This is a genomic window from Mucilaginibacter sp. (assembly GCF_039207105.1).
Classification (GTDB): Bacteria; Bacteroidota; Bacteroidia; order Sphingobacteriales; family Sphingobacteriaceae; genus Mucilaginibacter.
The window spans coordinates 1-11862 of sequence record NZ_JBCECK010000149.1; the positions used below are offsets into that span (position 1 = coordinate 1).

15 protein-coding genes are annotated in these 11862 nt (G+C 42.6%); 4 read left to right on the plus strand and 11 right to left on the minus strand.

Translation table 11 applies throughout. From position 1 onward, the window contains the following. Positions 1 to 133: 133 nt before the first annotated feature. The 4 genes from AAGC65_RS21175 to AAGC65_RS21190 form a co-directional block, all read right to left on the minus strand. Positions 134 to 835, minus strand: coding sequence for an NrtR DNA-binding winged helix domain-containing protein (locus AAGC65_RS21175; protein WP_343114456.1), 702 nt, complete (start codon positions 833 to 835; stop codon positions 134 to 136). Between the two features lie 360 nt (positions 836 to 1195). Further along, a complete protein-coding gene (locus tag AAGC65_RS21180; protein ID WP_343114457.1) occupies positions 1196 to 1543 on the minus strand; it encodes a TfoX/Sxy family protein in 348 nt (115 codons plus the stop codon). A gap of 12 nt (positions 1544 to 1555) precedes the next feature. After that, the gene (locus tag AAGC65_RS21185; protein ID WP_343114458.1) at positions 1556 to 2803 is read right to left on the minus strand and encodes a sigma-70 family RNA polymerase sigma factor; all 1248 of its coding nucleotides are present in this window, start codon (positions 2801 to 2803) and stop codon (positions 1556 to 1558) included. 105 nt (positions 2804 to 2908) lie between these two features. Continuing rightward, the gene (locus AAGC65_RS21190) at positions 2909 to 3253 is read right to left on the minus strand and encodes a YciI family protein (protein ID WP_343114459.1); all 345 of its coding nucleotides are present in this window, start codon (positions 3251 to 3253) and stop codon (positions 2909 to 2911) included. A gap of 403 nt (positions 3254 to 3656) precedes the next feature. On the opposite strand from AAGC65_RS21190, the gene AAGC65_RS21195 reads away from it, so the two are divergent. The 3 genes from AAGC65_RS21195 (at position 3657) to AAGC65_RS21205 (ending at position 5452) form a co-directional block, all read left to right on the plus strand. After that, the gene (locus AAGC65_RS21195; protein ID WP_343114460.1) at positions 3657 to 4103 is read left to right on the plus strand and encodes a nuclear transport factor 2 family protein; all 447 of its coding nucleotides are present in this window, start codon (positions 3657 to 3659) and stop codon (positions 4101 to 4103) included. A 221-nt stretch (positions 4104 to 4324) separates the two neighbouring features. Then, complete coding sequence (locus AAGC65_RS21200; protein WP_343114461.1) at positions 4325 to 4744, plus strand: tautomerase family protein; 420 nt, start codon at positions 4325 to 4327, stop codon at positions 4742 to 4744. A gap of 219 nt (positions 4745 to 4963) precedes the next feature. Further along, a complete protein-coding gene (locus AAGC65_RS21205) occupies positions 4964 to 5452 on the plus strand; it encodes an OsmC family protein (protein ID WP_343114462.1) in 489 nt (162 codons plus the stop codon). Between the two features lie 114 nt (positions 5453 to 5566). On the opposite strand, the gene AAGC65_RS21210 is transcribed toward AAGC65_RS21205, so the two are convergent. The 4 genes from AAGC65_RS21210 to AAGC65_RS21225 form a co-directional block, all read right to left on the minus strand. Further along, the gene (locus tag AAGC65_RS21210) at positions 5567 to 6259 is read right to left on the minus strand and encodes a flavin reductase family protein (protein WP_343114463.1); all 693 of its coding nucleotides are present in this window, start codon (positions 6257 to 6259) and stop codon (positions 5567 to 5569) included. 351 nt (positions 6260 to 6610) lie between these two features. Continuing rightward, entirely contained in the window at positions 6611 to 6919 is a 309-nt protein-coding gene (locus AAGC65_RS21215) for a 2Fe-2S iron-sulfur cluster-binding protein (protein ID WP_343114464.1), read from the minus strand. 2 nt (positions 6920 to 6921) lie between these two features. Further along, on the minus strand, positions 6922 to 7932 hold the full coding sequence (locus AAGC65_RS21220) for an NAD(P)/FAD-dependent oxidoreductase (protein WP_343114465.1): 1011 nt from the start codon (positions 7930 to 7932) through the stop codon (positions 6922 to 6924). A 76-nt stretch (positions 7933 to 8008) separates the two neighbouring features. Continuing rightward, positions 8009 to 8908, minus strand: a complete 900-nt coding sequence (locus AAGC65_RS21225) for a LysR substrate-binding domain-containing protein (protein WP_343114466.1) — start codon at positions 8906 to 8908, stop codon at positions 8009 to 8011. Positions 8909 to 9149: 241 nt separating this feature from the next. Here AAGC65_RS21225 and AAGC65_RS21230 point away from each other — a divergent pair, with 241 nt between their 5' ends. Beyond that, on the plus strand, positions 9150 to 9761 hold the full coding sequence (locus AAGC65_RS21230) for a class I SAM-dependent methyltransferase (protein ID WP_343114467.1): 612 nt from the start codon (positions 9150 to 9152) through the stop codon (positions 9759 to 9761). A 3-nt stretch (positions 9762 to 9764) separates the two neighbouring features. On the opposite strand, the gene AAGC65_RS21235 is transcribed toward AAGC65_RS21230, so the two are convergent. From AAGC65_RS21235 to AAGC65_RS21245, 3 genes are all read right to left on the minus strand, one after another. After that, positions 9765 to 11087, minus strand: coding sequence for a sorbosone dehydrogenase family protein (locus AAGC65_RS21235; protein ID WP_343114468.1), 1323 nt, complete (start codon positions 11085 to 11087; stop codon positions 9765 to 9767). A gap of 99 nt (positions 11088 to 11186) precedes the next feature. Next, complete coding sequence (locus AAGC65_RS21240) at positions 11187 to 11414, minus strand: hypothetical protein (protein WP_343114469.1); 228 nt, start codon at positions 11412 to 11414, stop codon at positions 11187 to 11189. 68 nt (positions 11415 to 11482) lie between these two features. Next, positions 11483 to 11862, minus strand: a 380-nt coding sequence (locus AAGC65_RS21245; RefSeq protein ID WP_343114470.1) for an NAD(P)H-dependent oxidoreductase, incomplete at its 5' end; no start/stop codon positions are given.

Here is an 11862-nt window from a genome sequence, read left to right on the forward strand (position 1 = left end):
AACTTATTCTCTTTGCGAGCCTACCCCGCAGCCCGAAGATCTGAAAATAGGCCAGATAGCGGCTAAGCTAAAGAACAAGCCCTATGAAGTAGTTTATCAGTATACTCCCAATAATCAATAAAATATTTTGCTATTAAAGCGTATCAGGGTTGGGGATAAAATTCATAAAGGCCTGAAACTTGGCGTAATAGTTTTGCATATTAAGCTGGTAGTAATACGCGCCGCGTTTGGAGCCTGCCTTGTCTTTATCGGCCAGTTTAATAAGTAAGCCGGTGGCCAGTACCCTTTTGCTAAAATTGCGTTTATCAATAGTGGTGTTAAACACGCATTCGTATAGGTTTTGCAATTGTGGTATAGTGAATTTGGTAGGTAAAAGCTCAAACAGTATAGGGTGCATGGCCGCTTTGTAACGGATGCGCTTGCGGGCCTGCTCCAGCATTTCCTGGTGGTCAAATACCAGTTTAGGGGTGCGTTTAAGCTGAAACCACTCGGCCTGGTAATCGGAGCTCATTTGGGTTTGATATTTTTGTATATCTATCAGGGCAAAATAAGCTACAGATACGGTGCGCTCAATGGGGTCGCGGGTTGGTTCGCCAAAGGTGAATAATTGTTCAAGGTACACGCCTTCAAGACCGGTTAGTTGTTTCAGGATACGATTGGCAGCCTGGTCAAGGCTTTCGGTGTCTTGTACAAAACCGCCCATCAAACTCCAGTTTCCTTTTTCGGGCTGAAAGCCTCTTTTGATCAGCAACAGCTTTAAAACTTCTCCGTCAAATCCAAAAACTATACAATCAACAGCCAACAATAACCGGGTTTGTTTGGAGTATTTAAGCATTTTATATTATTAAGGTTTGACGTTGGAATAATGTAGTTTGCAATCGAGGTAATTATAAATAAAAGAAACAGAAAAAAAAATACGGCAATTCGTGTTTATACTCTGGGGGCAACTATTAAAGTGTTTAAATGACAATAAAGAGGGGATTTGGTTTAATAATTGGCCCACTTGCGGCAGCGGAGCTCATAGAAAAAACTTGTCATTTCGATGAGCATGGGCGGGGATAATGCGTGGCGCGAAGGAGAAATCTTGTACCACATGTCAGCGAATTTGTCGCTCGTATAAGATTTCTCGTCGTTCCTCCTCGAAATGACATACTTTTATGTTGCACTAACAGCGTATAGTTTATTTATAGCTATTTTATCCCTTCTTCCCTTTTTTTGATGATTTGGCCACTTTGTTAAATTGCAGCGAAAGTTTTATCCAGTGGTCAAAATCTTTATGGGTACGCAGGTTTTCATGGTCTACATATACAAAATCTTTCATCACCCGGTTGCCATGCATCATTTGGCGGCAGTCGCCTTTTTCTAATTCAATGGCAGCCTGCTCTTTCCCGATACGGCATAGCAAACCGTCTTCACGAATGCAGATGCACATTTTATCGTCAACCATAAAACAGATGCTTTGAAACATTTTTACTTCATCAACAACAGGTTGTCCGCTCAATGCTTCACGTACGCGGTTGGTTAATAATTCATCGGTAGCCATATGTGTTAAATTTTATGAGCTAATCAGTTCCAGATCTTTACGTATACGTTTTTTTTCGTTAGCGGTTTTGGCCAGTTTAAGGGCAGTTTGCAGGTGCTGAACGGCAATTGGCTGGTTAACACTGGTATATAAGTGCCCCAGTAATACATGATATAAATGGTTGCTGTTAAGTTGTAGTTTTTCGGCCTCGGTAATAGCAGGTTCGGCGCCGCGAGCCTTATAAAGGGCATAGGTACGGTTAAGAGCAGCTACAGGCGAATAGCTGATGAGCAGTAAACTATTATACAGCTGCAATATGTTTTCCCATTTTTCGGTGGTGTTATTTTTGATGGTGTGCCAGTAGGCAATAGCAGCTTCCAGATGGTATTTATTGAGCTTGCTGCCTGTAGCGGCCAGGTTCAGGTACTTATTTCCGGTTAATATCAACTCTTCATTCCATAGGCTGGTATCCTGTTCGTCGTACCGTATCATCTCGCCGTTTTCATCAATGCGGGCATCAAAGCGCGAGGCGTGGAAACACATCAGCGAGATGAGGGCATTGGTTTCGGGCAGGTTGGTGCTTTCATTTTCAATTAATAAATGAGTAAGGCGCATGGCTTCCAGGCAAAGGTCACGGCGCAGAGTGGTATCCTTACTGGTGGAATAATAACCCTCATTAAATAACAGGTACAGGGTGGTTAAAACCGCCTGCATGCGGGTATCCAATTCAGCCCCTGCCGGAAACTCAATCTTAACCTTTTGCTCGCGCAACTTTTCTTTAGCCCTGAACAGGCGTTTGTTAATTGTTTCTTTGTTTGATATAAAAGCGTCGGCAATTTCATCTATGCCGAAACCGCACAAAATACGCAGCGCCAAACCAATCTGTGCTTCTGCGGTTAGCACGGGCTGGCAAATAGCAAACATCAATTGCAGCTGGCTATCTTTAATATGCTGGTCAGACAGGTCTATCTCTTTTTCTTCCCAGCCGGTATATTCGGCTTGCAATATGCCCGAAATTTTATGATCGAATAAATTATCGCGTCTTAAATAATCTTTGGCTTTATTGCGGGCCACGGTGTACAGCCAGGCTACAGGATTATCGTGCAGGCCTTTTAGTCCCCATGTTTCTGAGGCTGTTAAAAAAGTATCGCTGGCAATATCCTCAGCAATTTCCGGATACTCAAAACCAAAATGCTTGTAAAGTACGGCTGTTATTTTCCTGTACTCCGTACGGAACAAATGCGGCAGCAGTTCATTATTTTTTATTGGGTTTTCAGGCATCCTTCTTCTTTAAAACATGGAATATAACCAGGTGGTTCGGTCAACTATTAAAAACAGGTTGAAAACTGTTTTCAAGCAATTTTTCAACCTGTTTAAGGCAAGTCATTACATAGCCATTATGGCACGTACCTCAACGCTGCCCCCAACTTTTAGTATAGGGCAACCCATCGCCATTTCTGAAGCTTCTTCTTTTGATTCGGCACGGATGATGGTGTAGCCGCCAATAACTTCCTTAACCTCAACGTAAGGGCCATTGGTAACAATGCCACCGGCCTTTACCACGTTGCCATCCTGATCAAGACGGTTACCCTGGCTAACCAGTTTATTTTGCGCGGCAATACCGCCTATCCAGTCCATCCACTCTTTCATCCAGGCCTGAAGTTGTGCGGGCGATTGCTCGGTTTGGGCAGTAGCAGGGTCTCTTCTGAAAATTAATAAGAAATCATTCATGATTTTTAAAGTTTTAATGGTTAAAACGGTATGACGAATACTAACTGAAAAATTGGACAGGCGGCCTCAATTATTTTTGACCCCATTAAAACATACCTACCATAATCAACACAAGATACCGTATTTTTAAATTTATGAGCCAGCAATTTATTAATTACCAATAAAACAGATGCTTTTTAATTAAGCATTGCTTATATTTGTTCAATAAATGAATAACTTTAGTTACTGGCTGAAAATCAGGGTGTTCAGGAAAAGCTAAAACGCGAAACTACAGTGCCTGAAACTAACAGGTAATATTATAAACAGCGCTGCTGTTAAGTCTGTTAAATAAGCGGAAAACACCATTTATTAATTTAAGCCCCCCGGCTTGAAACAAATCTGTAATCTTAGCATCTAAAAAGGTATGGAAGGCTCAAAAATAATTCAGGCAATTAATAATTTATTTAAAAGCGTGGATGATCGCGATTGGGAATACATGCAAACGCTGTTTGCTGATAGTGTATTGCTTGATTATACCTCAATGGTTGGGGGCGAACCTGCCGTACAAACACCTTTGGAAATAAAAGAAGCCTGGGCATCATTTATGCCAGGGTTTGATAGTACCCAGCACCATATTTCGGAGTTTAGGGTAAAGCTGCATGGTCATGAGGCAGATGTACATTACATTGGTAATGCCGATCATTTTATAGGAGACGAGGTATGGACCATTTCCGGATCATATGATACCAAGCTTGAAAAAATAGATGGCAACTGGTTAATTACTTACCTTAAGCTAAACTATGATAAGCAAAGCGGAAACCTGTATTTGCCAAAGCGCGCCCGCGAAAGGGTAAGTAATCTGCAGTCATAAAGGCTAATCGTTCGTCTGTTAAAATTGCAGACGCCTCATAGCTTTTAAATTTCGTGACATTCAGCAATAAGATAGTTTCCTCGGAATTGATGATCGATGGCTCATCAGTTAGCCGGTATATGTCAATTAATGGTAATATTCATTAAAAACAGTAGTGATAATTGGCTGAAAAACTTAACAGGATAATTGTGTTAAATATTTATCTGTAATTTTAGTTTTATATGCCCTTTGTACGAATCAGCTTATTAAAAACACTGTCTGCAAGCGCGAAAGACAAAATATCAAAGGCGGTGCATCAATCATTAATGGCCGAATTTAATGTGCCGGCCGATGATTACTTTCACGTTATCGAGGAGCTGGAAGCCCGGCAGTTGTACTACCCCGAAAACTATTTAGGTATAGCGCATAGCGGTAACATGGTGTATATACAAATAACTGCCGGCTCGGGACGTAGTGATGAGCAAAAAGCAAAATTATACGCGGCCATCGCGGATAAAATAGCTGCCGAAACCCCTGTTTTAATCAATGATGTGATTATTATATTGGTTGAAAACGGTGGCAAAGAAAATTGGTCGTTTGGTGAAGGTAAAATTCAAAACCTGACCCACATAAAAACAAATAAGCAGACATCCGGCCAATAACAATGTCTGCGGCATTATTTTGCCGGCTTTGTCCCATTCTTATCATCTCAGGCGTAATATAGTATTGGAACAAAGCAGGGCACTTATTTGGTCTTCAACATTACTAAAAAACTCAAGACCTAATAATATAACTATTAACACGGTTTTATTGATCAAACTAATGAAAATAATAGCAGCAATCGGGTTTTAGCTGGTTTAAGCTCTTTTTAAATTACATCTATGAAAAATCATCATTATCAAACAAACGTAACCTGGACCGGAAACACAGGAGAAGGGACAAAGGACTACAAAGCGTATGAACGGAACCACGACATTAATATTGATGGTAAACACCCAATTTTAGGGTCATCAGATCCCAGCTTTCGCGGCGATAAATCAAGATACAGCCCCGAAGATTTGTTGGTGGCCTCGGTTTCATCATGCCATATGTTGTGGTACCTGCACCTTTGTACTACGGCCGGTATCATTGTAACTGCTTATGAAGATAAGGCCGAAGGAGTAATGATGGAAAATGGTAACGGAAGTGGCTGCTTTACCCTTATTTTACTACGGCCGGTTATTACCATTACCGACGAAAGTATGATTGATAAAGCCAATGAACTGCACAAGGAGGCTAATAAAGTGTGCTTTATTGCCAACTCCTGCAATTTTCCTATACTTCATGAGCCACAATATAAAATAGCTGCCCGCAGAAACGTGGAGGCATAAACCGACGAAAGCATAAAAAAAGAGACGCATGGAAGGCGTCTCTTTTTTTATGCTTTCTACCAAGAGCACACGCTGTACTAATCTCTTGGTAGTTAATAAATTGACAATGTTAAACTAATTGTTTACTACCTCTACAATCTTCCTCATGTTTCTTGCAATATCCATATCCGGGCTTTTGTAGTGGTGCTCGGGGATGCTGGCCAGATCTGAATTCTGCAATTGAGGGCCTAAACCGTAAAACTGCTGAAAGCTCATGATGAGCGGCCGCCATTTGTCGGGATCAACGCGGTTAGGGTCGCCGTTCATGATGATGGATTCTTCCAGGTAAACCTGCACAATTTTTAATTCGAGGGTGATGATGCGCCCGCGTTGCAGTTCATTGTCCTGGCTAATAGGATGTATTTCGGCCACATGGGCTTCCAGTTGCACCGGGCACTCCATTGCCCGCGGCGCATTTACCTTTTGTGACGGAACGGGAGTAAACCCGGATATACCAAACTTATCGGGCTCATAATAATATCCGCGACTTTGTTTTGCCTGCGGTACAGGGTTCATCCCTGTTTTAAGTGCCAGCCGGTTAACCGCCTGCACCTCATTAACCGATGGTAGGTTTAAAACACATTGGCCGGTACGCTGCAGGTTTTGAGCTGTTTTTGAAGTGGTGGCAATGCCTATGATGCAGCGCCAACCCAGCCAAAAAGCTGATGATATAGGCGCTAAGTTATAAGAGCCATCCTCATTTACCGTACTGATGAGTACTACCGGTGTGCCGAAATATAAAATGTTGGGTTCACTGATCTGGTGCATATAATTATAATTTGAAATGCTTTTGCATACTCAAAATTGCCCAATTGCACGGCGGCTTAAAACCCGGAACTTGCGGTGTTATCTACAAATTGTAATTGGGAAGCGGAACGACGAGGCAATCGCGAACATTGCAAATTTTCTCTGTGCAATTCGCGATTGCCACGCTGCGCTCGGAATGACAAAAAGAATGCTTTTGTAGAAAAACACCCTCTCCAAAACGGACTAAAAATGGCTTAAAACTGATAAATTTCAGCTGATTTTAAACAAAAACGCTCAAAAAAATCAATTTTTTGAGCGTTTTTATGTTAAAAAATGAGGTCTAAACAGTTACGTAATTAGTTTTAAAATAACTTAAAGTAATCGGAACACCATCCCATCCATTTCCTCACTAATGTGAATCTGACAGGCCAGGCGACTATCGGGGCCGGCGTTGGGGAGGGTGTCCAGCATGTCCAATTCAGTATCTGTAGCGGTAAAGTATTGTTCAGGGCCTTCCAGCACCTGTACATGGCAGGTGGCGCACAGGGCCATGCCACCGCAGGTGGCTAATACTTCATATTCAGAAGCCTTTAAAACCTCCATCAGGCTAAGGCTGATGCCTTCGGGTATTTCGACCGGGGCGCGATGCCCTTCGCGGTCTTCAATGGTTAAGTTGATCATGGCTAAAACTCGGTAACACCGTAAACGGTGGTGTATTTAAAGCTCAGTTTTTGTTCGGGATAAACGTATTTAAAGGCGCTTTGAGCCATTAGCGCGGCCTCATGGAAACCGCAGAGTATCAGCTTCAATTTACCCGGATAGGTGTTGATATCGCCAATGGCGTAAATACGTTCAACGTTAGTACTGTAATCCTTGGTATTCACTACAATGGCCGAAAAATCAATGTTTAGGCCCCAGTTGGCGATTGGTCCAAGCTTAGGACTCAGGCCAAACAGGGGTATCAGATGATCGGCAGCAATATGACTAACATTGTTACTACGGTCAAGCAGGGTAACCTCTTGTAAATGGCCATCACCTGTTAAAGCAACCACATTTGATTTCAGAACCAGATCTATCTTGCCTTCCCTTGCCAGCTCAAAAACCTTCTCGGCCGAATCAGGTACTCCCCTGAAAGTATCGCCGCGATGCACCAGGGTAACACGCTCAGCCACGTTGGCCAAAAATATGGCCCAGTCCAACGCCGAATCGCCACCACCGGCCAGTACCACTTTACGATCGCGAAACAGCTCTGGATTTTTAACCATGTAAGCAACACCCTTACCCTCAAACTCTATCAGGCGGTCAATTTCAGGCTTTCGGGGTTCAAAACAACCCAGTCCGCCTGCTATAACCACCACCTGGCAATTAACGGTAGTACCATCATTGGTTTGGATGGTGTAAGATTCATCGTCATTTTTGTGCAGCGTTTCCACTCGCTCGCCCAAGCTAAATGTAGGGTGAAAAGGGGCTATCTGCTCCATTAAACGGTCAATCAATTGCTGGGCGGTTACTTCCGGGTAGCCAGGAATATCATAAATAGGTTTATGCGGATATATTTCAGACAGCTGGCCGCCAACCTGTGGCAACACATCAATCAGATGACAGCGCATTTTGAGTAATCCGGCTTCAAAAACGGCAAATAAGCCTACCGGGCCTGCGCCTATAATGCAAATATCGGTGTTGATATGATCCATAAACAACTGCTTTTAATGAGCACTCAAATGTGGATAGAACTGAGCTGCTTATCAAATTATATAAAGTAATGTAAGATTACTTTATGTTATGGTTAGTAAGGCAAAAACGCTTAAAAAGATCTATCAATCTGCTGTTTTTGCCGTGCAGTTGAATAAACTGGAAAGTGCGGAAAATCTCCATCCCCTTAATATCAATTATACTGAGTTCATGATATTTCAATTCACTCAGTACCGATTGGATAGACAGGAAAGCCGCTGTATCTGAATACAATAAATATTGTTTTATGGCGATGCTGCTTTCCAGCTGAATTTCAATGTTAAGGTCTTTGGGCATGATCTGAACAGAGGCCAGCGCATTAAAGATTACATCAAGGGTTCCAGAACCTGCCTCGCGCAGAACCAGCGGTATATCAAGCAGTTGCCTGGGTGTTATTTCGGCTTTTTTGGATAGCTTATTATTTGCCCTGGTTACCAATACAACCTCATCCTTAGCAAAAGGCGAATAAGCCAGTTGAGGCGAATGGGCAGCCCCTTCTACTATGGCAATATCGATCTTTTCGTCCAGAATAAGTTGGGAGATGTAGTCGGTATTGCCCTGTATAAAGTTAAAGATAATTTCAGGGTATGTTTTTTTAAACAGGGCCAGTATTTTGGGTAAAATGGTTTGGGCTACTGTGGTACTGGCGCCTATATGTAGTGTTCCCGCTTCTACATTGTTGAGTTGAGCAAGTTCGGTTTCCAGATCAGTATAGGTATGGAAGATCTTTTCGGCATACTGCATTAATATTTTGCCTGCAGCGGTAAGGGTAATGTTGTTGCCGTTACGCTTAAACAATTGAATGTTTAGTTGTTGTTCCAGCTCTTTGATATGCTTGGTAACAGCTGGCTGAGTAATAAACAGCTCATTAGCAGCTTTGGTAAAGCTTAGCCTTTGCGCAACCGTATAAAAAACCTTTAACCTGAAATCGAAAATCATTGGGTTAAATTTAGGAGTTTTAACGGAGAAAGCAGAGGCAGACAACCGTTGGAGTTTTTATTCTCCTGAGTATTTGTCTGCACCTTGCAAAGGGATGATGGTGCTTGACAGGATGACTAAGCAACCCACCAGAACGATTCTTGTAACGAGATAAATGATTGTTTCCATGTTATTGAGATTTCATCGAGGCCGAAATGTTACACAGGAAATCCTTAATTTTCGCTCCCAAAATCATTATTCTATGCAAAATAGCCTACAGCAAACTTTCGGTAATATTGATATTTACCTGTTCGATCAGCTATTGAAAGGACGATTTGACAGCTGTAAAACAGTTTTGGATGCCGGTTGTGGCGGCGGGCGCAACCTGGTGTACTTTTTACAAAACGGTTACGAAGTTTATGGTGTTGATCAAAGTGCTGAGGCTGTAGAGGAGGTTAAACGCCTATCGGCTATGCTATCGCCTCAGAATAAGTTGGATAATTTTAGTGTAGCCGGGGTAGAGGATATGCCTTTTGCCAATGATGTTTTTGATTTGGTGATTTGCAGCGCAGTACTGCATTTTGCTCAAAATAAACAGCATTTTGATAGCATGGTGCGTTCCCTTTGGCGGGTATTGAAACCTGGAGGCTATCTGTTCGCCCGGCTGGCGTCAGACATTGGCATTGAAAATCTGGTACAAAATGTCGGGAATGGTCGCTACCTGCTACCCGATGGTTCCGAACGTTTTTTGGTTAACGAGCAAATGTTGCTCGGGTATACATCAGCTTTAAACGGGCTGCTTTACGAGCCTATTAAAACTACCAATGTGCAAAACCTGCGCTGCATGACCACCTGGTGCCTGCAAAAGCAATAGCTGTTATTTATTGGCCTGCACCCGCCATATTTTATTAGCCGCATCGTCGGCTACCAATAGCGAACCGTCTTTGGCAACAGCCACGCCAACCGGGCGGCCATATACTTTGGCTTTAGCGCTATCGGCTATAAAACCGGTTAAAAAATCTTCCATTTTACCGGTTAGTTTGCCGTTAGCAAAGGGGACAAATGTTACTTTATAGCCAACCAGTTTGGAACTGTTCCATGAGCCATGCTGGCCAATGAAGGCGCCGTTTTTATAGTGCTCCGGGAAGTTTTCAGCATTGTAAAAGGCAAGTCCTAAAGAGGCGGTATGAGCGCCGAGTGCGAAATCGGGTACAATGCTTTTCTTTACCATTTCAGGGTTTGCATTCTTGTGATCAGGGTCTTCATGCTGACCAAAATAAGCCCAGGGCCAGCCATAAAAACCGCCGTCCTTTACACTGGTAAAATAATCAGGGACCAGATTGTCGCCCAAATTATCCCGCTCATTTACTGCAGCGTATAACACCTCGGTTCCGGGCTGAAAATCAATACCTGCCGGGTTGCGCAGGCCACTGGCGTAAACACGTTCGCCGCTACCATCAGGATTAATTTCCAGGATATCGGCACGGCGTTTTTCAACTGCCATGCCCTGCTCGGCCACATTGGTGCCTGAGCCCACTGATATATAAATTTTTGTACCGGCTTTATTAGCCAGCAGGTTGCGCGTCCAGTGGTTATTATAGCCTCCGGCAGGGAGCGACAAAATTTTTACGCCCTTGCCGCTCACGGTTGTATCTCCTAACTTATAAGGGTAGCGCCACAGGCCATCGGTGTTGGCAACATAAAACCAGTTGCCCAGGGTAAGTATACCAAAGGGCTGATTTAACTGCGCCAAAAAAATGATCTTGCTATCAGGTTGGCCATCGCCGTTAGTATCTTTAAAAAGCAGGATCTTGTTAGCGCTTTTACCCATGTTTTGCGATTTGCTGATGCCAACAATATCGGCCCCGATCTTTTTTAAACCGGTAACCTCGGTATTGGCTTCGGCCACAAAAATATCACCGTTAGGCGCAACATAAATATTTCGCGGATTGGCCAAGCTATCAGCATACAAACTTACAGTAAAACCTTGAGGTGCAACAGGCATTTTGCCCTTTGGCCAGCCAATCACCTCGCAAAAATTTTTGACAGCCTTGGTAGCATAGGGCGCATCAAGTTTCACCTCCTGATCGCCTTTGTTGGCCACGGTATCGGTATTGTTATAATTACTGGCTTTTTTATGCTTGCAGGCACTTATAGCCAGGCCAATAATAAGTAAATATATTGTGCTGATCTTCATCATTACCAAGGTGTTATTTTCTTAGTAATTAACTTTTTTACTTAATTTTTGTTTGTTTGAAAGGGTAGCAACGGTGAGAGGATGAAAGGTCATGGCAGGCTTCTAAGTTTTATCCGACTCATTTAAACGTGAGTAATTGGGATTGGGAATAAAGTCGCCTATAATAATTCCTTTTGAATTAACCTTCCACGCGCCTTTTATAGCGTGCGGAGGAACCTCTTCTTTATTTTTGTAAACCTGGTCAATTTCATAAACCCATCCATCCGGATTTTTTAATGCTTCTTTGATTGCATCTTCCGGAGGAGAACTTTTTCTTTTAAACCAGCGCATTAACAGGACTATAGTACGTTTCTTTACTTACGAATTTATGATATTTATATAAATATTATAAATGCGCCTTAAAACTTAATAAACTTATCTATCTGCTCGTCAGTAAATTTGATAGTATCGGCTTTAAAAAGTTGCCCATGCTCGTCAAGTTCTTTGTGGATAGAGGCAATATGTATTTTCAGTGGCATCACATTTAAATGCACATAATGGCAAACCCCTGTAAAATGGTCAATGCCACGGATATTGCCATATTTTCCTGATGACAGGCCCACAAGGGCCGCCTTCTTATCGTAAAAACTATCCGGAAAGGTGCAGGCGTCAACCAGTAATTTTAATACGCCGGGGTAGCTGCCATTGTATTCGGGAATGATGAACACAAATTTATCTGTTTGGGTAATGATATCTTGTATTGGCTGAAATTCAGCGCTGCGTTTACCATACATATCGC

Excerpts from the sequence above, each read along its gene's own strand:
- AAGC65_RS21175 (WP_343114456.1), bottom strand. The coding sequence starts at position 835 with ATGCTTAAATACTCCAAACAAACCCGGTTATTGTTGGCTGTTGATTGT.
- AAGC65_RS21180 (WP_343114457.1), bottom strand. The coding sequence starts at position 1,543 with ATGGCTACCGATGAATTATTAACCAACCGCGTACGTGAAGCATTGAGC.
- AAGC65_RS21185 (WP_343114458.1), bottom strand. The coding sequence starts at position 2,803 with ATGCCTGAAAACCCAATAAAAAATAATGAACTGCTGCCGCATTTGTTC.
- AAGC65_RS21190 (WP_343114459.1), bottom strand. The coding sequence starts at position 3,253 with ATGAATGATTTCTTATTAATTTTCAGAAGAGACCCTGCTACTGCCCAA.
- AAGC65_RS21195 (WP_343114460.1), top strand. The coding sequence starts at position 3,657 with ATGGAAGGCTCAAAAATAATTCAGGCAATTAATAATTTATTTAAAAGC.
- AAGC65_RS21200 (WP_343114461.1), top strand. The coding sequence starts at position 4,325 with ATGCCCTTTGTACGAATCAGCTTATTAAAAACACTGTCTGCAAGCGCG.
- AAGC65_RS21205 (WP_343114462.1), top strand. The coding sequence starts at position 4,964 with ATGAAAAATCATCATTATCAAACAAACGTAACCTGGACCGGAAACACA.
- AAGC65_RS21210 (WP_343114463.1), bottom strand. The coding sequence starts at position 6,259 with ATGCACCAGATCAGTGAACCCAACATTTTATATTTCGGCACACCGGTA.
- AAGC65_RS21215 (WP_343114464.1), bottom strand. The coding sequence starts at position 6,919 with ATGATCAACTTAACCATTGAAGACCGCGAAGGGCATCGCGCCCCGGTC.
- AAGC65_RS21220 (WP_343114465.1), bottom strand. The coding sequence starts at position 7,932 with ATGGATCATATCAACACCGATATTTGCATTATAGGCGCAGGCCCGGTA.
- AAGC65_RS21225 (WP_343114466.1), bottom strand. The coding sequence starts at position 8,908 with ATGATTTTCGATTTCAGGTTAAAGGTTTTTTATACGGTTGCGCAAAGG.
- AAGC65_RS21230 (WP_343114467.1), top strand. The coding sequence starts at position 9,150 with ATGCAAAATAGCCTACAGCAAACTTTCGGTAATATTGATATTTACCTG.
- AAGC65_RS21235 (WP_343114468.1), bottom strand. The coding sequence starts at position 11,087 with ATGATGAAGATCAGCACAATATATTTACTTATTATTGGCCTGGCTATA.
- AAGC65_RS21240 (WP_343114469.1), bottom strand. The coding sequence starts at position 11,414 with ATGCGCTGGTTTAAAAGAAAAAGTTCTCCTCCGGAAGATGCAATCAAA.